This is a genomic window from Streptomyces cyaneofuscatus (assembly GCF_033109485.1).
Taxonomy (GTDB): domain Bacteria; phylum Actinomycetota; class Actinomycetes; order Streptomycetales; family Streptomycetaceae; genus Streptomyces; species Streptomyces cyaneofuscatus.
The window spans coordinates 2,707,701-2,730,815 of sequence record NZ_CP137002.1 but is presented as its reverse complement, the minus strand read 5'-3'; the positions used below and the strand labels follow the sequence as shown (position 1 = coordinate 2,730,815).

At 71.9% G+C, this 23,115-nt stretch carries 19 protein-coding genes; 11 read left to right on the top strand and 8 right to left on the bottom strand.

All coding sequences use genetic code 11. The features are described from left to right. Positions 1 to 4: 4 nt before the first annotated feature. Positions 5 to 1,072, top strand: coding sequence for an NAD-dependent epimerase/dehydratase family protein (locus R2B67_RS11485; RefSeq protein WP_317824826.1), 1,068 nt, complete (start codon positions 5 to 7; stop codon positions 1,070 to 1,072). Positions 1,073 to 1,171: 99 nt separating this feature from the next. On the opposite strand, the gene R2B67_RS11480 is transcribed toward R2B67_RS11485, so the two are convergent. Beyond that, the gene (locus R2B67_RS11480) at positions 1,172 to 1,984 is read right to left on the bottom strand and encodes an acyltransferase (protein ID WP_317817662.1); all 813 of its coding nucleotides are present in this window, start codon (positions 1,982 to 1,984) and stop codon (positions 1,172 to 1,174) included. A 207-nt stretch (positions 1,985 to 2,191) separates the two neighbouring features. Between R2B67_RS11480 and R2B67_RS11475 the strand changes: the two genes are divergently transcribed. From R2B67_RS11475 to R2B67_RS11465, 3 genes are all read left to right on the top strand, one after another. Next, positions 2,192 to 2,629: an NfeD family protein gene (locus R2B67_RS11475; protein WP_317817661.1), complete on the top strand. Its 438-nt coding sequence runs from the start codon at positions 2,192 to 2,194 to the stop codon at positions 2,627 to 2,629. Positions 2,630 to 2,685: 56 nt separating this feature from the next. Beyond that, the gene (locus R2B67_RS11470; RefSeq protein ID WP_317817660.1) at positions 2,686 to 3,780 is read left to right on the top strand and encodes an SPFH domain-containing protein; all 1,095 of its coding nucleotides are present in this window, start codon (positions 2,686 to 2,688) and stop codon (positions 3,778 to 3,780) included. A 138-nt stretch (positions 3,781 to 3,918) separates the two neighbouring features. Beyond that, positions 3,919 to 4,896 carry a quinone oxidoreductase family protein gene (locus R2B67_RS11465; RefSeq protein WP_317817658.1) on the top strand — a complete coding sequence of 326 codons (978 nt, stop codon included), beginning with the start codon at positions 3,919 to 3,921 and terminating at the stop codon, positions 4,894 to 4,896. Positions 4,897 to 4,905: 9 nt separating this feature from the next. On the opposite strand, the gene R2B67_RS11460 is transcribed toward R2B67_RS11465, so the two are convergent. From R2B67_RS11460 to R2B67_RS11450, 3 genes are all read right to left on the bottom strand, one after another. Beyond that, positions 4,906 to 5,154, bottom strand: coding sequence for an SCO4226 family nickel-binding protein (locus tag R2B67_RS11460; protein WP_026241147.1), 249 nt, complete (start codon positions 5,152 to 5,154; stop codon positions 4,906 to 4,908). Between the two features lie 95 nt (positions 5,155 to 5,249). Continuing rightward, on the bottom strand, positions 5,250 to 7,901 hold the full coding sequence (locus R2B67_RS11455) for a glycosyl hydrolase family 65 domain-containing protein (RefSeq protein WP_317817656.1): 2,652 nt from the start codon (positions 7,899 to 7,901) through the stop codon (positions 5,250 to 5,252). Between the two features lie 118 nt (positions 7,902 to 8,019). Continuing rightward, positions 8,020 to 9,225, bottom strand: coding sequence for an erythromycin esterase family protein (locus R2B67_RS11450; protein WP_317817655.1), 1,206 nt, complete (start codon positions 9,223 to 9,225; stop codon positions 8,020 to 8,022). A gap of 69 nt (positions 9,226 to 9,294) precedes the next feature. Between R2B67_RS11450 and R2B67_RS11445 the strand changes: the two genes are divergently transcribed. Then, positions 9,295 to 10,101, top strand: coding sequence for a MerR family transcriptional regulator (locus R2B67_RS11445; RefSeq protein WP_317817654.1), 807 nt, complete (start codon positions 9,295 to 9,297; stop codon positions 10,099 to 10,101). On the opposite strand, the gene R2B67_RS11440 is transcribed toward R2B67_RS11445, so the two are convergent. After that, the gene (locus tag R2B67_RS11440) at positions 10,098 to 11,204 is read right to left on the bottom strand and encodes a threonine synthase (RefSeq protein WP_381075145.1); all 1,107 of its coding nucleotides are present in this window, start codon (positions 11,202 to 11,204) and stop codon (positions 10,098 to 10,100) included. The two genes, R2B67_RS11445 and R2B67_RS11440, sit on opposite strands and share 4 nt — an antisense overlap. Positions 11,205 to 11,442: 238 nt before the next feature. Here R2B67_RS11440 and R2B67_RS11435 point away from each other — a divergent pair, with 238 nt between their 5' ends. Further along, complete coding sequence (locus tag R2B67_RS11435; RefSeq protein WP_317817651.1) at positions 11,443 to 13,035, top strand: S8 family peptidase; 1,593 nt, start codon at positions 11,443 to 11,445, stop codon at positions 13,033 to 13,035. A gap of 97 nt (positions 13,036 to 13,132) precedes the next feature. Here the strand turns inward: R2B67_RS11435 and R2B67_RS11430 are convergent, their stop codons facing one another. Beyond that, a complete protein-coding gene (locus R2B67_RS11430) occupies positions 13,133 to 14,551 on the bottom strand; it encodes a glycoside hydrolase family 18 protein (protein ID WP_317817650.1) in 1,419 nt (472 codons plus the stop codon). Between the two features lie 340 nt (positions 14,552 to 14,891). Between R2B67_RS11430 and R2B67_RS11425 the strand changes: the two genes are divergently transcribed. The 5 genes from R2B67_RS11425 to R2B67_RS11405 all read left to right on the top strand — a co-directional run bounded on the left by R2B67_RS11425 (position 14,892) and on the right by R2B67_RS11405 (position 20,001). After that, positions 14,892 to 15,644 (top strand): GntR family transcriptional regulator, encoded by a 753-nt coding sequence (locus R2B67_RS11425; RefSeq protein ID WP_018510236.1) that lies wholly within the window; start codon positions 14,892 to 14,894, stop codon positions 15,642 to 15,644. Between the two features lie 223 nt (positions 15,645 to 15,867). Next, positions 15,868 to 16,071 (top strand): hypothetical protein, encoded by a 204-nt coding sequence (locus tag R2B67_RS11420; protein WP_018510235.1) that lies wholly within the window; start codon positions 15,868 to 15,870, stop codon positions 16,069 to 16,071. 135 nt (positions 16,072 to 16,206) lie between these two features. Then, positions 16,207 to 16,611: an NUDIX hydrolase gene (locus tag R2B67_RS11415; protein WP_317817649.1), complete on the top strand. Its 405-nt coding sequence runs from the start codon at positions 16,207 to 16,209 to the stop codon at positions 16,609 to 16,611. Positions 16,612 to 16,751: 140 nt separating this feature from the next. Then, positions 16,752 to 17,240, top strand: coding sequence for an ATP-binding protein (locus R2B67_RS11410; RefSeq protein ID WP_030561259.1), 489 nt, complete (start codon positions 16,752 to 16,754; stop codon positions 17,238 to 17,240). Between the two features lie 193 nt (positions 17,241 to 17,433). After that, positions 17,434 to 20,001, top strand: coding sequence for a SpoIIE family protein phosphatase (locus R2B67_RS11405; RefSeq protein WP_317824825.1), 2,568 nt, complete (start codon positions 17,434 to 17,436; stop codon positions 19,999 to 20,001). An 8-nt stretch (positions 20,002 to 20,009) separates the two neighbouring features. Here R2B67_RS11405 and R2B67_RS11400 read toward each other — a convergent pair whose 3' ends face one another. Then, positions 20,010 to 20,726 carry a PspA/IM30 family protein gene (locus tag R2B67_RS11400; protein WP_018510231.1) on the bottom strand — a complete coding sequence of 239 codons (717 nt, stop codon included), beginning with the start codon at positions 20,724 to 20,726 and terminating at the stop codon, positions 20,010 to 20,012. A gap of 107 nt (positions 20,727 to 20,833) precedes the next feature. Further along, on the bottom strand, positions 20,834 to 22,978 hold the full coding sequence (locus R2B67_RS11395; RefSeq protein WP_317824824.1) for a TPM domain-containing protein: 2,145 nt from the start codon (positions 22,976 to 22,978) through the stop codon (positions 20,834 to 20,836). Positions 22,979 to 23,115 lie beyond the last annotated feature (137 nt).

The window sequence follows — 23,115 nt, the reverse complement described above, 5'->3', positions numbered from 1 at the left end:
CGCCATGACCACCGTTTCCAGCCCGGTCGTGGCGCGCGACCTCGAAGAGATCCTCGACCGTGACCTGCCGTGGGGCGAGCTGTCCGGCTCCACCGTGCTCGTCACCGGTGCGAGCGGCATGCTGCCGTCGTACGTCGTCTACACCCTGCTCGCACTGAACGACCGGCACGGCGCGGGCATCACCGTGCACGGCCTGGTGCGGAACGAGGAGAAGGCCCGGCGGCTTCTGGCGGACGTGCTCGACCGCCCGGACTTCCACCTGGTCGTCCAGGACGTGTCGGCTCCGCTGGAGCTGCCCGGCCCCGTCGACTACGTGATCCACGGGGCGAGCGCCGCACGGCCCGCCCTGCACGGCAGCCAGCCGGTCCTGACGATCAAGGCGAACCTGCTCGGCACGTTCAACCTGCTCGACCTCTGTGTGGAGAAGGCCAGCCGCGGCTTCCTGCTGATGTCCTCGGCGGAGGTCTACGGGGCCCAGGCCCCGGAGACCGAGCTCATCGACGAGCAGAGCTACGGCGGGTTCGACATCCTCAACCCGCGGGCCTGCTACGCCGAGGGGAAGCGCGCCGCCGAGACGATCGGCGCGACCTACCAGGCGCAGTACGGCATCCGCAGCCACGTCGTCCGGTTCGGCCACGTCTACGGGCCGGGCATGGCGCTCGACGACGGCCGGGTGCAGGCCGACTTCGCGGCGAACGTGGTGGCCGGCAAGGACATCGTCCTCAACAGCGACGGTTCCGGCGTCCGGACCTACACCTACGTGGCCGACGCCATCGCCGGGCTGTTCTACGCGCTGCTCCGCGGCGACGAGGCGGCCTACAACGTCGCGGACCCGGCCGGTCTGGTCTCGATCCGCCGGCTGGCCGAGCTCTTCACCGAGGTGCGCCCGGAGCGCGGGCAGCAGCTCCGGTTCACCAACGAGGCCGACGCCCGCGCGTACAGCATGAGCAAGAAGCAGGGCCTGGACAGCGCCCGGCTCGCGGGGCTCGGCTGGAGCGCGGTGGTCGATCTGCCGACCGGTCTGGACCGGATGGTGACCCACCTGGAGTCGACGGTCGTGGGCGACGCCTAGAGCGTGTCCCCGCACTGAACAACGGCCTCGGGCCCGGACGGAAGTCCGGGCCCGAGGCCGTTGTTCGTGGCTGCCGATGAGCCGCCGGAGGCAGGCGGTTCAGGAGGAGCGGAGCTTCCTCGCCAGTCGCTTCACCGGAGCCGGAGCGTACGAGGCCAGCCGCCGCCTCTTCGGCTGCGGCCGCACGACCATCTTCTCCTGGACACCACTGCCACCGTCGTCGTCGGTGAGGTTCCAGTACTGCTCGGACTTCTCACCCTTGCGCGGGAACTCCTCGCCGGGCAGGCGGGTGACGACCTCGGGACGCTCCCAGGCGATGTGCCGCTTGACGACCTTCGCCGGCGCTCCCACCGCGACGCAGTTGTTGGGGATGGCCTTGGTGACGATGGAACGGAAGCCGATCACCGAGCCGTTGCCGATGGTCGCGCCGCCCATCACGACCGCGTGCTTCGCGATCCAGACGTGCTCGCCCACGACGATCGACTGGGACACGTTCGCGCGCTTCCCGCTGCGTACGTCGAAGATCGGGTGGGTGTCGTCGCCGCGCACCTCGATGTTCTTGGCGAACATCACGTCGGCGCCGATCGTCACCGAGACGCCCTCGACGGCGGATATGAAGGTCCGGCCGGCGCAGCCGACGTTCTCACCGATCCGGATCGTGGACTCGTGCCCGCAGCGCAGTTCGAAGCGCAGACCCGCACGCCGCTTGGTGGTGCGCCCGATATCGATCTGCCCGTTGTTTCCGGTGAAGATGACGAGCAGGTCCTTGATGTCCGCTTCAGGGCTGATGACGAGCTTGTTGTTCGCCCCCTTGAACCGGATATCGATCTTTTCCTCGCGGACCTCGCCGTCGTAGACGATCTCGTTTCCTTGATCGTCCTTGTAGCGCTCCAGCTTGCGCACTTGCAGCATCGCGATCTGAGGGGTGGTGTCGACCTCGACCTTGACCGGTCAGGGGTCGGGCCTGCCCCTCGTACCTCCGTTCCGGCATGGGATTCCGGCTCAATTTATCAGACGAGACTATTGCCGAATTGGCGTGATGGAACCGGCACAGGCGGTTCCCGTACGCGCCTGAAGGGTAGATTTGATGGAAGAAGTCCCCTTAGGGAGGCTGATCCGATGCCGTGGCTCGCCTGGTTGCTCGCCGCCGCGGCGCTTGGCGTCGCGGAGTTCTTCACCCTGACGCTGGTCTTCGGGCTGCTGGCCGGTGCCGCGCTGGTCGCCGCCGTGGTGGCGGGTGTGGGTATCGGCCTGCTGGGTCAGCTCGTGGCGCTCGCCCTGGCGGCGGCTGCCGGACTCGTTCTCGTACGTCCGGTCGCTCTGCGGGCCCTCGCCAACTCGCCCATCACCCGTGAGGGCAGCGACGCGTTGATCGGCAAGCGGGCCGAGGTCATGCAGGAGGTGACCGCCACCCACGGCCTGGTCAAGGTCTCCGGTGAGGAATGGTCCGCCCGGGCTTTCGACGAGACCCATGTGATCCCGGTGGGAGCGCTGGTGGACGTCATGGAGATCGAAGGCGCCACAGCCGTCGTGTACCCGCGCGAGCTTCTTCCATGAACGTGACCGTGAACGTGAACGGCTGAACACGTAGCGCATCTAGCGAGGGAGGACGCATGGATCCGGTGGTCATCCCGATTCTCGTGGCGGCGATCGTCGTGGTGTTTCTCGTGGCCGCGACCGTGCGGATCGTTCCGCAGGCGCGCCGCTACAACATCGAGCGGTTCGGCCGGTACCGCCGGACCCTGCAGCCAGGCCTGAACTTCGTCCTGCCGGTGGCGGACCGGGTCAACACCAAGCTCGACGTGCGTGAGCAGGTCTACTCGTCCGACCCCAAGCCGGTGATCACCGAGGACAACCTCGTGGTGAACATCGACACCGTGCTCTACTACCAGATCACCGACCCGCGGGCGGCGGCCTACGAGGTCGCCGACTATCTGCAGGCGATCGATCAGCTCACCGTGACCACGCTGCGTAACGTCATCGGCAGTATGGACCTGGAGGGGACGCTCACCTCGCGTGAGGAGATCAACGCCCGGCTCCGCGCCGTCCTCGACGACGCGACCGGCAAGTGGGGGATCCGCGTCAACCGGGTCGAGATCAAGGCCATCGATCCGCCGAACACCATCAAAGAGGCGATGGAGAAGCAGATGCGGGCCGAGCGCGACAAGCGCGCGGCCATCCTGCACGCCGAGGGGGAGCGGCAGGCCAAGATCCTCACCGCGGAGGGTACGAAGCAGAAGGACATCCTGGAGGCGCAGGGTACGCAGCAGGCCATGATCCTGCGGGCGGACGGCGAGTCCAAGGCGGTGGAGCTCGTCTTCCAGTCCGTCCACCGCAACAACGCCGACGCCAAGGTCCTCGCGTACAAGTACCTGGAGACGCTCCCGCATCTGGCGCAGAGCGAGAACAACACGTTCTGGGTGATCCCGGGCGAGCTGACCGAGGCGGTCCGCGCCGTCACCAGCGCGTTCGGCGACCGGTCGGCGATGGGCGCCCCCGTCACCGCGCAGCGCGAGGAGGCGGCCGACGAGGACGGTACGCCTGAGGGCGACGGCGCCCCGGAGATGGAGGCGGACCCGACGCTCGCGCTGGACGCCGCCGCGGCCGCCGACGAGGCCGCGAAGCAGGCCGCCGTCGCGGTGAGCGACGCGAAGGCCGAGGCGGAGGCGGCGGGGGAGGTCCAGCGGCCGGGGCGGGGGCCCGTGTAGGTGCGGGTGTCCGGCGGCTGAGCGGGGAGGCAGGCGGCCCTTGCGTCGGGTCTTGGCGGGCGGCAATAGTTGGCCGACTGTTGCCGACCCGGGTGCGGAGCGTAGGACGTGCACCCGCCCATGAAGGAGTGAGGATCCGTGCGCGCCGTCCTGCTGAAGGACTTCGGACCCCCCGACCGGCTGGCCGTCGCCGAGGTGCCCGGCCCTCGGCCCGGCCCCGGCGAGGTGACGGTCCGCGTGAGCGCCGTCGGCATCCAGTTCCTGGAGACCCAGATCCGCGCCGGGCTGATGCGGGACGTGCCGGGGCAGGCGCCCCTGCCCCTGGTGCTGGGCAAGGAGGTCGCGGGCGAGGTCGTCGCGACCGGGCCCGGTGTCGGTGAGGCGGTCCTCGGCAGCCGGGTGCTCGCCACGACCGCCGCCGTCGGCGGATACGCCGAACTCGCCGTCGTACCCGCCGATTCGCTCATCCCCGTCCCGGAGGCCCTGGACACGGGGGCGGCCGTCGCGCTCTACCGGCACGGTGCCACCGCCGAGGCCCTGATCCGGGCGGCCCGCGTGGCCCCCGGCGACCGGGTCCTCGTCCAGGCCGCCGCCGGAGCCGTCGGCACGATCCTCGTGCAGCTGCTCAAGCGGCGCGGCGCCACGGTCATCGGTACCGCGGGAGGCGGGCAGAAGCTGACCCTCGTCAAGGAGCTGGGCGCCGATCACGCCGTCGACCACGCGCTGCCCGACTGGGCGGACCGGGTACGGGAGGTCGCCGGCGGTGTCGACGTCGTCCTCGACCACATCGGCGGCACCCTCGGCCGCGAGGCGTTCGGGCTGCTCGCCTCCGAGACCGGGCGGCAGGTGGTCTTCGGCTTCTCCAGCGGCGCGCCGCTCGACGTGAAGCCGCTGGAGCTGCTCAGCCGCAACCTGACGCTCACCGGCTTCAGCGCACGTGCCCTCTGGAGCCGGCCGGACCAGGCCCGCGAGCTGGTCACCGGCATCCTCGACCTGGCCGTCGAGGGGGCGATCAGGCCCGTCGTCGGTCAGACCTTCCCCCTGGAGGAGGCGGCCGCGGCACACGCCGCCGTGGAGGCGCGCACCACCGTCGGCAAGACCCTGCTCATCCCCTGAGGCCGCGCGTCACACGGCCAGCGGCACCGCGTGGATCTCGTCGGCCGTGTGACCCGCCCGCTCGTGGATGCGCTGGACCGCGTCGGCGGACGGGGCGGTGGAGAGGCAGTAGACGGTGCCGGATTCCGGGTCCGCCCAGGCGCGTTCGAAGTGGACGCCTTCTTCCTTCTCGATCGCCGTGTCGGCCGCGTGCGCTTCCTTCAGCTGCGCCGCCGTGATGCCCTTCATGCCCCGGTGGACATCCATGTACATGGTCATGGTCCGCACACCTCCGATGGTCGGATGCGGTCCCCTTTCCATGGTGCATCCGATGGCGCGCCGGGGCTTGCCGCACGGGCGGGGCGGACCGCTGCCTACCGCCCCGCCTCCACCCGCAGCTCCGCCACCCCCGCCGGCTTCTCCGGGTCCTGGGACCGCACCGTCATCCGCACCTTCCGAGCCGTGTCGCCCGCCAGGTAAGGGCGCCAGAAGCGGCCGTCGACGGAGGTCTCCAACGTGTGGGAGGCCGGCGGTACGTCGCTCCAGCGCGGGGTCACCGAGGTGATGCGCAGGGGGTGCGGCCCCAGGTCCACCGTCAGGGCCCCCGTCGCCCCGTCCGGGGACCAGGACGTCGCGGGCGAGCCGTCCACCGCCGCCTCCGCGTACAGGCCGGGGGCCTCCGAGGTGGCCGTCACCGGGCGGCAGCGCGCCGCGTCGGCCGTCGGGGTCAGGTCGGGGCGGCGGGTGGGGAGGGTGAGGGACGAGGAGAGCCGGCGTGCGCCCTGCGCCGTGTGGACCGTGAAGGGCGTGCCCGACGTCAGGCGGACCGTGCTCGTCCGGGCCCCGATCTCGACCTCGTACGTCGCACCCCGGTACCGCAGCCCCGTCAGCCGCACGCCCTCACCCAGCTGGGGCGGCAGCAGCGGGTCCAGGTGCACGCCGTCCTCGCGCAGGCGCAGGCCCGTCAGACCGTGCGTGAACACCTGGAGGAAGCCGCCCTTCCCGGTCAGGAAGTCCTCGGCCGGGAAGCCGGAGAGCGGGTCCTCAGCGCCCGACTTCTCGCCCTTCGCCTCGGAGAACAGGTCGTACGGGCCCCGCATGAACGGCCGTACCGCGCGCTGGAGATACGTGTACGTCGAGCAGCCCGGCTCCCCGATCGCCGCCGCGTCGATCGCGTGCACGGAGTCCGTCATCGCCGGGCCGTCCGGGTCGGTGCGGGCCGCGTAGTAGTCGAGGGTGGCGGCAGCGGCGCCCGGCTCCATCGGCCACTCCAGCGGGTACATCAGCAGGACCGTGTCCGCCTGCTTGATCGTGGAGCCGTTGTAACCCGCGTACTGGAGGAAGACCTTCCGGCCGGAGTCGTACGGGATGCGGAGGCCGCCCGCCACCCGGTTCCACGCGGTTGGCGGGCGGTGGCCGAGGAGTTCGGCCGCGCGGGTCGCGTTGCGGAGGGCGGTGGCCGCGACGGCGTTGGTGAAGACGCCGTCGTCCACGCCGTTGCTGTACTCGTCGGGCCCGGCAACGTTCTTGACGGAGTAGCTGCCGTCCGGGTTCGCCGTGGCGCGTGACTGCCAGAACTCGGCGATGCCCTTGAGGAGCGGCCAGCCCCTCGCCGCCAGCCAGTCGCGGTCACCGGTGGCAAGGTAGTACTGCCAGACGGCCAGGGACACATCGCCCTGGAGGTGGTTCTGGGTCAGGCAGTGCGGCGGGTCCCAGCTCTGGCACTCGGAGTCGATACGGCCCCGGCTCGCGCTGGTCCAGGGGTAGAACAGGCCCCGGTGGCCGTACTTCTCCGCGTTCGCGCGGGCCGCGTCCCGGGTGCGGTAGCGGTACTCCACGACCGAGCGCGCCAGCTCCGGGCGGGTCGCGAGCAGCCCGGGGAACATCCACGTCTCCGCGTCCCAGAAGATCATGCCCGCGTAGTTGTCGCTGGTCAGGCCCGCTGGGGCGATGCTGTCGGAGGAGCCGCGCCGGGTGTTGGCCAGCAGCCCGTACTGGGTCGAGCGCAGCCACCCCTGGAGCCGACGGTCGCCCGGGACCAGGACATCGGCCGACCAGGCCTCGCGCCAGGCCGTCTCGTTCGCCGCGAAGATCCGGTCCCAGCCGCGCCGGGCCGCCCGGTGCGCCGCCTCGCGGGCGTCCTCGGCGGGGGCGGGCGAGGTGAGGGCGGTGTCGACGCCGACGTACTTCTCGAAGGTGTACGTCCGCCCCTCGCGGACCGGCGTCGGCCTCGGGGCCGTACGCGACTCGGGGCGCAGCGTCTCCACGACACCCGAGCCGCGGCGCATCGTCTGCGCGACCGCGCCCTCCACGCCGGTGCCGAGCGTCCTGAACGTGCCGTCCTTGCGCAGGGTGATCCGGCGTGCGCCCCGGTCGTCCAGCCGGCCGGTGACCGTCGCCGTACCGCTCCAGCGCGGGGTCATCCGCAGGCGTACGGCGCCGGTGTGGACGTCGGAACGGTCGGCCAGGACGTCGTACGTCAGGTCCGTGGCGCGGCCGTCCGCCGTCGTCCACCGCAGCGAGGTGCGGACGAGGCCGCAGCTGAGGAAGACCGTCTGCCGGTAGTGCGAGATCCGGCCGGCCGGTGTGTCCGTGCCGAACTTCTCTCTGCCGACGCCCACCTCGATCGTCGTCCAGCTCGGCAGCGCGGCGATCACCTCGCGGCCCTCGGAGACCGCCTTGTCCCGGGCGTACAGGCCGGAGACGAACGCGCCGTCGTAGCGGGGGGTGTAGAGCGGCCAGCCGGTCTTCTCTCCGGTGGCCGCGTAACCGGTGCCGGTGGCGGGGATCCGGTGGCCGAGGTAGCCGTTGCCCACGTACGGGTCGTAGCCCTCCGACTCTCCGAACCGGGTGGACGACAGGGCCCAGGCGGGGTCCTGACCGTCCGTCCGGCCGCAGGCGGGGACGGACGGGGACGACGACGGCGGTGGCGGGGTGGCGGAGGCCGCCGAGGAGAGGGGCGGCAGCGGTGCGATCAGGGCGGCCGCGACCAGGGGTGCGAGGACGGAGATACGCGAGAGGCTCACGGTACGAAGGTAGGGAGGCGGCAGCGGGGGCGCGCGGAACGGCACGCCCGCCCCCGGAACGTGGCGTGAACGCGCCCGCCGGATGGCCCTGCCCAGCCCTTGTCTCCGGATGCTGCCCTCAGCTCTGCGCGACGTCCTTGACGAAGACCAGGCCGTCCGTCTCCGCCAGATGCGCCGGGTCCAGGCCGAAGTAGCCGAACCAGGGGGAGACGCGGGGCGCGGGGAGCGGGTCGCCCAGCGCGGCGGCCAACGCGCGGGGGTCGACCAGGAAGCGGTCCTCGGGGAGCGCGTACAGCAGGCCCTCCACGGTCTCCGGCGGCGGCGCGCCCACGCCCTGGTGCCGGATCGTGCCGAGGGCCGTGGCGAGGAACCCGTACTCCGCTCCCAGATGCGTGCTCACGAGCGAGCCGGCGCCCCACCACTCCAGCCGCTCACCGCCCATCCGCATCGAACTCTTCTCCCGCTGGAGGTGGCTGTTGTGGGCGAAGGCCAGGACCGGGCCGCGTGCGGCGAGGGCGAGCAGGTTCTCGGCCATCATCCGGTCCCGCACACCGAGCAGCCGGGTCAGGCGGGCGGGCGAGGTGTCGGCCATCCAGAAGTGGTAGCGCAGCAGGCCGGTCGCGGTGCGGCCGTGGAGCCGGGCGCGGTCCCAGGCCTCCCGCCCGGCCGCCGCGATCAGGTGCGGGGTCCGCTCGTCGAGCAGGGAGACCAAGTCGGCTGCGAGGAGGTGGAGTTCGGCGGCCTCGGAGGAGCGGCCGAAGGACCGGGAGGGGTCCATCATCGCCGCCGGTTCGGTCCAGCGGTCGTCGGCGCCGAGGAGGTGGTCGAGCGTGGCGGCGGTGCAGGGCAGCAGGTGGTCCGCGTCCAGCCAGGAGGCGAGGAAGGTATGGAGCGCGGTCAGGGCCTCCCGGGGGCTCGCGGCGCCCGTGATCTCCAGCGGGCCGTCGAAACCGGTGAGGTGGAGCTGGTCGGATGCCGGGCGTCCGGTGTTGAACTCCCGTGCCCAGATCACGAGTTCGCGGTTGGCTGCGGACGTGCCGAGCTCGTGGCTGAATCCGTGCGCCATGGCCTCGTCCAGGGTGCCGGTGCCGGAGGTCACGTAGGCGTCCACGTGCAGGCCCGCCAGGCAGTCGCTCTCGATCGCGATCGTCCGGTAACCCTCCTGCTCGACGAGGTGCCGGAAGAGTTCGTTGCGTACGTCGAGCAACGTGTCCTCGCCGTGGGTGGGCTCGCCCAGGGCGAGCAGCCGAGGGCGGGACGGGAGCAGCTTCAGGACGGCGGCGGCGTCGACGGCATGGGTGGTGTGCGTGATGTCAGTGGCCATGGATTCAACGGTATCGTTGAACATTCGGTGGAGACTTTTGTGCGCGATCACCGTGATTCAGGGGTTGGTGTGGAAGAAAACCTTCAAAGCCGTACGCGGCTCCGGCCGGTCGATCTGGCCCGCCCGCACGGTCTGTCCACGCAGGCCGTGCGCAACTACGAGGAGGCCGGCATCCTCCCGCCCGCCGAGCGCACGGAGAGCGGCTACCGCACCTACACCCCGCTCCACGCAAGCGCCCTGGCCACCTTCCTCGCCCTGCTGCCCGGCCACGGCCACCCGACGGCGACGGGCATCATGCGGGCGGTGAACCGGGGCGCGGCCGACGAGGCGTTCCTCCTCATCGACGAGAGCCACGCCCAGCTCCTGGAGGACCGGCGGACCCTGCGGGCGGTGGAGAGCGCCCTGCGTGATCTGGGGCCGGAGGCGGGGGAGCCCGAGGTGACCGGGCCCGGGGAGTCCGGGCCGCCCGGAAGCCCCGCCGCCACCGCCACCTTCATCGGACCCCTGGCGGACCGGCTCTCCATCCGGCCCGCCACCCTGCGCAAGTGGGAGTCGGCCGGGCTGGTCCGCCCGCGCCGCGACCCGCTGACCGGCTACCGCGTGTACGGCGAGGCCGACGTGCGGGACGCCCGGCTCGTCCACCAACTCCGGCGTGGCGGCTACCTGCTGGAGCAGATCGCCCCGCTGATCGACCAGGTCCGTACGGTCGGCGGCCTCGCGCCCCTGGAGACCGCCCTCACCGACTGGCGGGCCCGGCTCGCCGCCCGCGGGCGTGCGCTGCTGACGGGAGCCGCGGAGCTGGACGCGTACCTGCGGAAGCGGGAAGAGACGCAGGCCCACCCGCCCGAGCTCGGCACGCCCGGCGACAGCCCCTAACCCGCCATCCCCGTCTTCACCCCCGCCCCGCACAACGGCACCACCACGCTCCCCGGCCCGCGTGCCGCACCGTCCCGTACCGCCGCCCAGCACGCCACCCCCGTCGTCTCGACGTAGAACCCGCGCGCCGCCAGGTCCCGCTGGGCGTCCCGGATCTCGTCCTCCGACACCGTCAGGAACGTGCCCCCCGAGCCCCGTACCGCCGCCAGGATCTGCCGGGCGCGCGGCGGACGCGGGATCGCGATGCCCTCCGCCAGGGTCGGGGCGGGGGCACCGGACCCGGCCGGCAGCAGATCCTCCGCCCCCGCCCGGAACGCCTCCGCCAGCGGCGACACCGCCTCCGCCTGTACGGCCACGAGCCGCGGCCGGTCCGCGATCAGGCCCAGGGTGTGCAGCTCGGCGGTGGCCAGGGCCGCGCCGAGGAGCAGTGTGCCGTTGCCGACCGGGACCACCAGGGTGTCCGGGAGGCGGCCGCCCAGGTCCTCCCAGAGCTCGTACACGTACGTCTTCGTGCCGTGCAGGAAATACGGGTTGAAGACATGCGAGGCGTAGAAGACGCCCGGCTCGTCCGCCGCCGCGCGGGCCGCCAGGGCGGTCGCCTCCCGGCCGCCGGGGACGGTCACCAGCACCGCGCCGTGGGCCCGGATCTGCTCGGTCTTCTTGGGCGATGTGCCCTCGGGGACGTACACCGTGCAGGGCAGTGCCGCCCGCGCGCAGTACGCGGCGATGGACGTGCCCGCGTTGCCGCTGCTGTCGGCCACCACCCGGTCCGGGGCCAGCCGCCGGGCCAGCTCCGCCAGCATCACCGCGCCCCGGTCCTTGAAGGAGAGCGTCGGCATCAGGTAGTCGAGCTTGGCCGAGACGGTGTCCGTGAGCGGGACCAGCGGGGTGCGGCCCTCGCCGAGGGAGACCTCGGGGCCGGCGAGCGGCAAGATCTCTTCGTAACGCCAGAGTGAATTGGCACGTCCGGGGAGCACATGCGGGGTGAGCCCTGGGGCGGCTCGGAAGTCCAGGTCCCACGGGCCCCGGCAGACCGGACAGCACCAGGTCAGGGCGGAAATGGGGGACCGGGTTCCGTCCTGGGGGCAGTGATAGGTGGTCATGGTCGCCAGGATGTCAGGCATATGGCAGGTGAATGGCGTGCGTATGGCGTGGCTCAAGGCACCCTTGTGGGTTTGCCATGGATCGGTCAATCTTTCGCTGGCAGCAGGGCGTGCCGGTCACGGACGACGCGGAAAGCGGAGCGTTCGGACGGTTGATTTGTCATGCCCCTGCCGGGAGTCTCGCGCGGCTCCGGCACCACCCCCCACCAGCGCACCGCCTATGAGGAGGACCCCTCACATGTCAGTGATGCGTCACACCCCCCATGCACGTCGAAGACTCGCCGCGGCGACCGTCATAGCCACCGCAGCCGCCGTCGCCCTCGCCACCGCCGGCACCCTCCCGGCGACCGCGGCCGAGAGCGCACCCGAAGGCGTGATTCTGAACGCGGGCGCCCAGGGCACCATCAGCGACAGCTACATCGTCACGCTGAAGGACTCGGCCGCCAGGTCGGACTCCGCCCAGGGCAAGGCCCTCGCGAAGAAGTACGGCGCGTCCATCGAACGGACCTACCGCTCGGCCCTCAACGGCTACGCGGTCGAGGCCACCGCCGCGGAGGCGAAGAAGTTCGCCGCCGATCCGGCCGTCGCGTCCGTCTCGCAGAACCGCACCTTCACGGTCTCCGCCACCCAGAACAACCCGCCCTCCTGGGGTCTCGACCGCATCGACCAGCGGGCCCTCCCGCTGGACCAGCGCTACACCTACCCCGACAAGGCCGGCGAGGGCGTCACCGCCTACGTCATCGACACCGGGGTACGGATCAGCCACAGCGACTTCGGCGGCCGGGCCTTCAACGGCTACGACGCCATCGACAACGACAACGTCGCGCAGGACGGCCACGGCCACGGCACGCACGTGGCGGGCACCGTCGGGGGCACCGCCTACGGTGTCGCCAAGAAGGCGAAGATCGTCGGCGTCCGGGTCCTCAACAACCAGGGCTCCGGCACCACCGCGCAGGTCGTCGCGGGCATCGACTGGGTGACGGCCAACGCCGTCAAGCCCGCCGTCGCCAACATGAGCCTCGGCGGTGGCGCGGACTCGGTCCTCGACGCGGCCGTGCAGCGGTCCATCGCCTCCGGCATCACCTACGCCGTCGCGGCGGGCAACGAGTCGACCAACGCCAACACCAAGTCCCCGGCGCGCGTCGCCGAGGCCATCACGGTGGGCTCGACGACCAACACCGACGCCCGCTCCAGCTTCTCCAACTTCGGCGCGGTCGTGGACATCTTCGCGCCCGGCTCCTCCATCGCCTCGGCGTGGAACACGAGCGACAGCGCCACGAACACCATCTCCGGTACGTCGATGGCCAGCCCGCACGTCGCCGGCGCGGCCGCCATCTACCTCGCCGACAACCCGGGCTCGACCCCCGCCCAGGTCTCCGCCGGTCTCGTCGCGGCCTCCACGCCGAACGTCGTCGGCAACCCGGGCACCGGTTCGCCGAACCGCCTCCTGTACGTGGGCGCGGGCGGCACCACCCCGCCGGACCCGGGCAAGAAGTTCGAGAACACCACCGGCTACCCGATCAACGACAACTCCACCGTCGAGTCGCCGGTCACCGTCACCGGGATCACCGGCAACGCCCCGTCGGCGCTGAAGGTTCCGGTCAACATCTCGCACACCTACATCGGTGACCTGAAGATCGACCTCGTCGCTCCCAACGGCACGGTCTTCAACCTGAAGGCGTTCGGCTCCGGCGGCAGCAGCGACAACGTGGTCACCACGTACACGGTCAACGCCTCCTCCGTCGCCGCCAACGGCACCTGGAAGCTCCGGGTCGCCGACAACTACGCGGCCGACACCGGCCGGATCAACAGCTGGGGTCTGCACTTCTGATCCCGGTGGACCGGCAGCAGTGAACCGGTGACATGACGTTGGGGCGGTCGCATCACGCGACCGCCCCAACCTCGTTCCCGCCGGCGGCGGTCGAGACCTAGCGCCGGTTGAGACCCCGGTCCACGGTGGTCACCAGCTCACCGTCGTCCGTGTCCCCGTCCAGCGACCAGAACATCGCGCCACCCAGGCCCTTGTCCCGGATGTACGAGGTCTTGGCGCGCAGCACCTGCGGGTCGTCGTACGTCCACAGCGTCGTGCCGTCGAAGAGCCAGGCGTGGCCGTTCTTCGTGTCGCGGTGGACCTTGAACGTGCCGGAGGCGGCCAGCTTCTTCAGGACCTTGTAGTCCTCGTAGCCGTTCGCCCAGGTCGCCGGGGCCGGGCCGGTGGCCGGCTGGCCGAGGCCCTTGCCGCCGCCGCTCACTCCGGTCCACCCCTGGCCGTACGTCGGCATGCCCACCACGAGCTTGTGCTTGGGGGCGCCGCGCTTGACCCAGTCCCGTACGGTCTGGTCGACGCTGAAGTCGTTCTTCGCGTACAGCGCCGACTGCTGTGCCGTCTTCTTCTCGCCCGACACGTGGTAGTCGTAGCCCTGAAGGTTGACGAAGTCGAAGTCCTTCATGAGGCGCTTCACGTCGAAGCCCGCGTCGATCGCCTTCGGGTTGGCCGGGACGTAGGCCGACAGGTCGTAGTGCTTGGGCTTCGGCTTGTGGTGCCCGTGGCCCTTGCCCTTGTCGCCCTTGCCCTTGTTCTTGAGAGCCTTCGCCTGGCTCTTCGCGTACGCGTCGAGCTGGGTGCGGAACTCGCTGATCAGGGCGGTGAAGTTCTTCTTGTCCTCCGGGCGGAAGACCGTGCCCTCGTTGGCCGCCGAGCCGGGCCACTCCCAGTCGACGTCGATGCCGTCGAAGACGCCGGCCGCCGCGCCCTGGCCGCCGCGCACCCCGTCCTGGGGCAGGTTGCCCTTGATGTAGAGGTCGATGCAGGAGGCGACGAGCGCCTTGCGGGAGGCCGCCGTGCGCACCGAGTCGGAGAAGTGGGTGGACCAGCTCCAGCCGCCGAGCGAGATCATGACCTTGAGGCCGGGGTTCTTGGCCTTCAGCTTGCGGAGCTGGTTGAAGTTGCCCGCGAGCGGCTGGGTGTCGGTGTCGGCGACGCCGTCCACCGAGTTCGCCGCGTCGAGCGGGCGGGCGTAGTCCGCCCAGGCGTCGGCCTGGCCGGCGATGTTGCCGGTGAAGCACTTGCCCTCGGCGCTGACGTTGCCGAAGGCGTAGTTGATGTGGGTCAGCTTGGCTGCGGAGCCGCTGGTCTGCAGGTCGGCGACCTGGAAGTCGCGCCCGTAGACGCCCCACTGGGTGAAGTAGCCGATGTTCTTGTACGCGGGCCGGTGGTGGCCCTTGGAGCGGTCGCCGCCGCTGCTCTGGCCGCGGTCCGGGCCGGCCACGGCGGCCGGGGCGGCACTCGCCAGCAGGGCGAGGGTGACGCCCGCGATGGTCAGTCGGGACAGGTTTCTTCGGGGCATGAGGCTCGTTCCTGTGCGTGATCCGGTGGGGAGGGACATGCGGAGCTGCGGAGCCGTGCTGTGCACAGGAAGGTATTGGTCTGGACCAAAAATGGTCAAGGGGTGGGGAGTTGCGGCCTCGGCTGGTGTCGAGGCCATGGTGTCGATCCGTGCGATCCGGGGCAGATTCGAGGCGGCTCCGGTCCGGGGGAATGTCCGGGAAGCGCTCTGGTGCCGGCGGTCGATCCATGCATGATCCGTCGCACTGTCATCACATTGAGTGAAACTCTGGCCCATGCTTGCGGTGTACAACCCACGGTTGTCAGGCTGTTGCAGACTGTCAACCTGTTGGGAGTGGCCTGTGACTTTCGGTGAGCAGCCCGCCTATCTGCGCGTGGCGAGCGATCTGCGGGAGAAGATCGTGAACGGCGCGCTGCCGCCCCATACCCGCCTGCCGTCGCAGGCCCGCATCCGGGAGGAGTACGGGGTCTCGGACACCGTCGCCCTGGAGGCGCGCAAGGTCCTGATGGCCGAGGGGCTGGTCGAGGGCCGCTCCGGCTCCGGCACGTATGTGCGCGAGCGCCCCGTCCCCCGCATGATCGCCCGCTCCGGGTACCGGCCGGAGAAGGGTGCCAGCCCCTTCCGCCAGGAGCAGACCGCCGACGGGGTGCGCGGGACCTGGGAGTCCCGCAGCGAGCAGGAGGGGGCCAGTGCCGAGGTCGCCGAGCGGCTCGGCATCGAGCCGGGTGACCGGGTCATGCGGACGCATTACGTGTTCCGCGAGGCGGGCGAACCGATCATGCTCTCCACCTCCTGGGAGCCCCTCTCTGTCACCGGGCGTACGCCGGTGATGCTCCCCGAGGAGGGTCCGCTGGGCGGCTGCGGGGTGGTCGACCGGATGGCGGCGATCGACATCGTCGTGGACAACGTGGCCGAGGAGGTCGGCGCGCGCCCGGGTCTCGCGGAGGAGCTCCTGGCGCTCGGCGGGGTGCCGGGCCATGTGGTCATCGTGATCGGGCGTACGTACTACGCCTCGGGGCGCGCGGTGGAGACCGCCGACGTGGTGGTGCCTGCCGACCGCTACCGGATCGCTTATCACTTGCCGGTCAGATGAGTTGACGCCCCGTCGGGCCCCGCCGCTCCTTCGCGAGCAGGGGTGATGGGGCTGCGAAGGGGGCGCATCCAGCGGATGCGCCCCCTTCGTCATGGCCGGATGTGTATCTCTTTGTGCAAAGACGCCTGCGCTGAGTGAAGGTCAGGCGTACGCTCGGGCATATGCGCACTGCGGTTTCCTGGGGATCCTTAGAGACGTGCACGCCGGTGGAAAGAGGGGCGACATGCGGGGGAGCGACACGATGAGCGACAGCGGTGCCGTGCTCCCGTGGCTGGTGATACGGCAGGACGACAGCGGCAACCGCTACCGGATCGGCAGATACGCCACACAGGCCGAGGCGCAGAAGGTCGCCGACGGCCTCGACGACCGCAAACACCGCCAGGTGTACCGGGTGGAGCGCGTCGGCCAGGGCGGCGGCCGGCCCTGAGTGGCTGAGGGCCTGAGGGTCTGAGTGGCTGAGGGTCTGAAGCACCCCCGCCGGGTTCCGGGACCCTGCCGCGCAGGCGGTAGGGTCCCGCCCGTCCGGTAGAGCGCCCCGGACGCGGCGAGCGAGGGCGGAGCGGTGATGTCGGTGCTGATCGACACGGTGGCATGGGTGCGGATCGAGGGCGGCAGGATCCTCTGTGCCCGCCCCAAGGGCAAGGACGTCTTCTACATCCCGGGCGGCAAGCGCGAAGGCGCCGAGACCGACCTGGAGACCCTCCTGCGGGAGATCGAGGAGGAGCTGACGGTCGGCCTGATCCCGGAGACCGTCGTCCACGCCGGTACGTACGAGGCGCACGTCCATGACGGTCCGGGCGCCCCCCTCGTCACGATGAGCTGCTACTACGCCGACTACCGGGGGACCCTGGCCGCGAGCAGCGAGATCGAGGAGGTGGCGTGGTTCTCCTACGCCGACCGCCCCCTCGTGCCGCCGGTCGACCAGCTCCTCTTCGACGACCTCGCGGCGGCGGGCGAGCTGCGCTGATCCGCGACGTCGGGACGGGCGGGGGCGGTACGGCCGTCTGCACCAAACCCAGGGGTCTGCGGTAGTAAGCGATAAATGGTGGGTATGGGCTGTTTAGTCCCCATTTGCCTATGGGGTGAGCCCGTGGCCGGCCCTGGGAAGTGATCGGCGTGATCGATACCGAAGGCGACTGTGCCGAGTGGAGCTTCCCGGCCGAACCGGGTTCCGTGCGCAGCGCCCGGCACGCCGTCCGCGACGCCCTGGACTGCTGGGGCCTGGACGTGGCGGTCGGCGACCTGACCGTTCTGCTGGTCAGCGAGCTGGTCACCAACTCCCTCCGGTACGCCTCCGGCCCCATCGGCGTACGGCTGGAACGCTCGCACCCGGACGCCGGGAGCAACGGGTCCGGCGAGCTGACCGGAGACTTCTCCACCGACCTCCGGCTCGACACCGACCGCCCTCCCGCCACCCCGGGACTGCTGGTGGAAGTCTCCGATCCGCTTCCGGATCCACCCACCGAACGCAGTGCGGGACCCGACGACGAGGGCGGCCGCGGACTGCAGCTCGTGGCTTGTTCCGCACGCCGCTGGGGGACTCGTCGCGGAAAAAGCGGCAAGACGGTGTGGTTCGAGCTCGCTCTCCCTGGTTAGGAGTGGGGAGGGACGCACAGCGATCACCAGAGGTCGGGCAGGACCTGGCTGAAAGGGACTGAGACCTTGCTGTGATCGTGAACGCCGTGTCGGTCGGGGCCGTAGTGCTGAATACTGCGGGCAGGACCGGTCCGGTGTGTGAGCTGGAGGGGACGGTCGCGTGAGCGAAATACCTGGGACAACGGGCGACGTCGTGTGGCAGAGCAGTCCGCCCGGCTCGATCTACGACTACATCAGGGTCGCCTCCTTCTCGATCGGGGCCGACGGTCTGATCGAGCAGTGGAGCCGCCGGGCCGCCGGCCTCTTCGGCATGGCCGCCGACGAGGCGATAGGCCGCGACCCGGTCGAGGCCTTCATGCCCGCCGAGCTGCGCGTCGACGGCCATCGGAGAGTCGGCGAGATCCTCGACGGCAAGGAGTGGACGGGCCTCGTCCCGTTCCGGATGCCGGGCGAGGGCGGGGCGCACGGGCTCGCCGAGGTCTATGTGATGCCCAGTGAGACGGCGGACGGTGACCGGGCCGCGCTCTGCATCGTCGTGGACGTCCGGGCGTTGCGGAGGATCGAGACGGACCTCGCCGCCTCGCAGGCCATATTCGGCCAATCTCCCTTCGGTTTCGTGCTGTTCGGTACGGACTTCACCGTCGTGAGGGCCAACCAGCGCTTCGCCACCGTCTTCGGCGGCGCCGCCGACGACCACCGGGGCCGTACGGTCGACGACTACCTCCCCGGCCCGGAGGCCGAACGGCTGGGCGCCACGCTGAAACGGGTCATGGAGACGGGTGAGTCCGTCACCGACCTCCAACTGGTCGGCCCCACCCCTGGCGGGACCGGCCGCCGCCACTGGTCCATGAACCTCTACCGGGTGCACAGCGGCGCCGGCCGCCCCGTCGGCGTCGCGGGCCTCGCCACCGACGTGACCCGCCGCCACATCGCGGCCCGCGAGGCCGCCAGCGCCCGCCGCAACCTGGCCCTCCTCAACGAGGCCAGCGCCCGCATCGGCAACTCCCTGGACCTGGAGACCACCGCCCGCGAACTCCTCGACGTGGCCGTCCCGGGCTTCTGCGACCTGGCCACCGTCGACCTCTACCAGGGCCTCCTCACCGGCGAGGAGGCCGCGCCCGGCTCCTGGGCGCCCGCCCACCGCGAGTCCGCCGGCGGATCGGCGGAGCTGCGCCGGGTCGCCCACGCCAGCGCCGTCGCCGACGCCCTGCCGACCGCCGTGGCGGGCAGCGGCCCACCGGGCCCCGACGACCTGCCGCCCGCGCTCGGCTCCGTCCACCGCTTCCCGTTCGGCTCGCCCTGCGCGATCGCCCTGCGCTCGGGCCACGTCGAGGCGGTGCCCGGCGACGACATGGGGTTCGTGCAGTCGACGCTCGCCGTGCCGATGGTCGCCCACGACACCGTCGTCGGCCTCGTCCAGTTCTCCCGTACGAAGGGGAGCGAGCCGTTCGGGGAGCGGGACCGGGTCCTCGCCACCGAGCTGGCCGCCCGCGCCGCCGTCTGTATCGACAACGCCCGCCTCTACCGCCGCGAGCACGAACGCGCCCTGATCCTCCAGCGCAGCCTGCTGCCCCCCGGCGACCCCGAGGCCGCCGGGCTCGACATCGCCTGCCGCTACCTCCCCGGCAACACCGCCACCGAGGTCGGCGGTGACTGGTTCGACGTCATCGAGCTGCCGGGCCACCGCACCGCCCTGGTCGTCGGCGACGTCATGGGCCGGGGCCTGCGGGCCGCCGTCGCGATGGGCGAACTCCGCACCGCCGTACGCACGCTGGCCCTCCTCGACCTGGAGCCCGCCGAGGTGCTCTCCGCCCTCGACGAGGTCGCGCGCGGCCTCGGCTCCCCGGGCGGCGGCGAGCGCAGCGAAGGGCTCGGCGGCAGCGGGGGCGCCCAGTGGCCCTCGCGCGCCGCGCAGAAGTCGCGGGAGGCGGACCTCTCCGAGGTGTACCTCGCCACCTGTGTGTACGCGGTCTACGACCCGGTCACCCGACGCTGCACGTTCGCCAACGCCGGGCACATGCCCCCGGCCGTCGTCGAGCCCGGCCGGCCCGCCCGGCTCATCGACGTACCGCCGGGGATGCCGCTGGGCGTCGGCGGCGAACCGTTCGAGGAGGTGGAGGTGGAGCTCGCCGAGAACGCCCTGCTCACCCTCTACACCGACGGGCTCGTGGAATCCCGCGACCAGACCCTCGACGAGGGCCTGGACGCCCTGCGCGCCGTGCTGACCGGGCCGCAGATGCCCCTGGAGGACGCCTGCGACTTCGTCCTCTCCACCCTCGACACCCGGCACGGCGAGGACGACATCGCCCTGCTGATGGCCCGTATCCAAGGGCTGCCCGGCGAGGCGGTGGGGGACTGGACGCTGCCGCGCGAACCCCGCTCGGTGGGCCGCGCCCGCGAACTGGCCCGCTCCCAGCTCATGGCCTGGGACCTCGACGACCTGGTCGACACCACCGAACTCCTCGTCAGCGAGCTGGTCACCAACGCCCTGCGCTACGGCGAGGGCGAGATCCGGCTGAGGCTGCTGCGCGACCGCACCCTGGTCTGCGAGGTGTGGGACGCCGGACTCGTCCAGCCGCGCCGCCGCCGGGCCCGCGACACCGACGAGGGCGGGCGCGGGCTCCAGCTGGTCGGCCTGCTCAGCGCGGCGTGGGGCGCGCGCCGCACCCCGCGCGGCAAGACCGTCTGGTTCGAACTGGCCCTGCCGACCGGGGCGCCGGCCGCCGAACTCTCCGTGGAGCAACTGCTGAGCATGTACTGACCCCGTCGTTACGCGGAAGCCGCCTTCAGGGCCGCCAGCCGGGCCTCCACCTCCGCGCTGGCGCCCAGGCTGTCGAGCTGCTCGAACTGGGCGTCCAGCGAGGAGGCGGCCAGCTCCTGCTTGCCCAGCGCCCGGGCCTCCTCGCGCCGCACCTTGTCCTCGAAACGGCTCAGCTCGCTCGTCGGGTCCAGGACGTCGATGCTCTTCACGGCGTCCATCATCTGGTTCTGCGCCTGCGCCGACTTGGCGCGCGCCACCAGCTCGTCGCGCTTGGCCTTCAGCTCGGAGAGCTTGGCCTTCATCTGGTCCAGCCCCGACTTGAGCTTGTCCACCACCTCGGTCTGGGAGGCGATCGTCGGCATGGCTGTCTTCGCCTCCTGCTCGGACTGGAGCTGACGGCCCAGCGCCACCTTGGCCAGGTTGTCGAACTTGTCGGCCTCCGCCCCCGACCCGGCCCCGCGCAGCTCGTCGGCCTTCCGGCTGGCCGCCAGCGCCTTGGAGCCCCACTCGGCCGCCGCCTCCACGTCCTCCTTGTGGTCCTGCTCCATCAGCCGCAGGTTGCCGATGGTGGCGGCGACCGCCTGCTCGGCCTCGGCGATGTTGCTGGTGTAGTCGCGGATCAGCTGGTCCAGCATCTTCTGCGGGTCCTCCGCCTGGTCCAGCAGGGCGTTGATGTTGGCCTTCGCCAGCTGGGTGACGCGGCCGAGGATGGTCTGCTTGGTCATGGCACGGCTCCTTGGGGATCGAGATCGCTTCGTGCGGGTGAGGGGACATCGTTCGTACGTGTGAAGGGACATCGTTCGTACGGGTCAGGGGGGAAGGGCCAGGTCGTTCAGAAGCGGCCGCCACCGCCCCGGCGCCCCCGCGTGCCGCCCCCGCCGAAACTGCCGGGACCGCCGCCGAACCCCCCGGACCGGCCGCCTCCGCCCCCGAACCCCCCGCCGAAGCCGCCGCCCATGCCGCCCCGGCCGCCCCCGCCCCCGAACAGCCCGCCGAGGATGATCCCGCCGAGCACCGCCCCGCCCATCCCGCCGCCCCGCGATCCGCCGCCCCCGCCGAAGCCTCCCGGTCCCCCCGGCCCCTGGAAGCCGCGTACGTCCTGCTCGGCCAGGCCCTGTGCCTGCCGGGCCAGCGCGTCCGCCTGCTGCGCCTGGGCCAGGGCGCCCTGCGCGTCGCCGTCGGCCAGCTGCCGGGCCTGCTCCCACCGCCGCTGGGCCTCCGCCAGGCGGGTGCGGGCCGGGGCGCCGACCGCGCCCCGGTGCGTAGTGATGTAGTCGGCCGCCGCCGCGATCGCGGAGCGGGCGGTGAGCATCGCCTGGTCGAGGAGCGAGCGGGCCCGCCGGCCGCCCGCCTCCTGCTCCCGCGCCCCGGCGAGCGCCTCGTCCAGTGCCGCGTCGGCCTCCTCCACCCGGCGCAGCGCGTCGACCGGGTTGTACGGGCCTGCCGCCATCGCCTCCCGTACGTCGGTGAGTACGGCCTCCGCGCGGGCGATCCGGCCCCGCAGGTCGGCCGTGGAGGTGGCCTGGGCGGTGCCTTCGAGGAGGCCGCGCGCGTCGGCGAGGTCGGTCTCCGTCTCGGTGAGGGCGGCGGGCAGCTTCCCGGCCGCCTCGGCCAGCTCGGCCGCGCGCCGGTCCACCGCGTCGATGAGGGTGCCCGCCTGGCCGACCGCGCCCTCGGCGGCCCGGATGTAGACGGCGGCCCGCGCGTGGTCGGCGCCCTCCACCGCCTGGCGGGCCTGGTCCAGGGCGGAGCCGGCGAAGGCCAGCCGGTCCTTCGCCTGGTCGAGGTCGCCCGCGACGGGGGCGGCGGCCCCGTCCCCGTACCGCTCGCGCATCCCCGCGACCGTCGCCTCGGCCCCCGAGACGCGCCCGGTCAGCGTGGCGAACGTGGGCTCCAGGGTGGCCAGGGCCTCCGGGGCGTCGCGTTCCAGGGCGCGCAGCCGGTCGAAGTCCTCCGCCACCGCGTCGAGCCCCTCGTCGGCGGCCGTGCACCGGGCGAGGATCTCCTCCAGCATCCGGCGGCGGGTCGCGTCGTCCTCGGGGAAGGCGTCGTCGAGCTGCTGGCGCAGCCGGAACGACCGGGTCAGCTCGTCCTTGGCCCGCGCGAGCGCCTTGGTGAAAGGTTTCGCCGCCTCCTCGCCGAACTGGGCGGTCGCGAAGCCCAGTTCCTCCTCGCTGGTGCGGACCGCGTCATCGGTGTCCACCAGCACCTGCTTCGCCCGCGCGTCCAGCTCCTCCAGCGGGACCGGCGCGTCCGCCGCATCCTGGGGCCGCCCCCAGCCGGTCGCGGCCGGGGTGGTGCGGGTCGAGGAGCGCCGCTTGCGCCGGGTGAACGCGAACAGGGCGAGCGCCCCCGCGCCCCCGACGACGACCACCGGCAGGAGGAAGTCACCCGCACCGGACGAGGGGCCGGAGGCACCGGAGCCGGGGTCGGCCGGGCCGGGGGTGATGGCCGGGGCGGTCACCGGGCGTCCGTCCAGGACGGAGACGTAGCCGTCCGCAGCCCCGATGGCCGCACCCGCCCAGTCGTTCTCGCGCAGCGCGGGCTCGATCGCGGTGGAGGCCACCTCACGCAGCTGCTCGTCAGTCAGCTCGGAGCCCGCGTCCACGGAGTAGGCGTACTGCCGGTCGTGGGTGGCGACGGAGAGCAGCACGTCGTCCTGGCCGAGCCCGTTGCGGTTGGCGGTCTCGTCGCTCCAGGTCTGCCCGGAGCGCCCGGAGAAATCGCGTACGTACACCACGAAGAGCTGGATGCGCCGCTCCGCGTACAGCCGGTCGAGGGCGTCCTCCACCGTGTCCGCACGGTCCTGGAGCGCGCCGACCCGGTCGGTGATCTGGCCGTCCCGGGAGAGCTCCACCGGGTCCTCCGCGCGGGCGTCCACCGCCGCGGGCCCGGCGAGCCAGCACACGGCGACGAGCGTGGCGAGCAGGCCGGTGAGCAGGGCCCTGCCGGGCGCGGAGCTCCGGATACGGTCCACGGATGGCGTCACGTTGGTGAGGCTATGTCCGGCTTCCGGGGCTCGCGACCGGAGCTTCGGCGGCCCTGTAGGCGCCTCGGCGGCGGCTCCCGGGCGATCTGCGCTGTTCGGATGAAAGGGCGGGGGCGGTCCGCGCG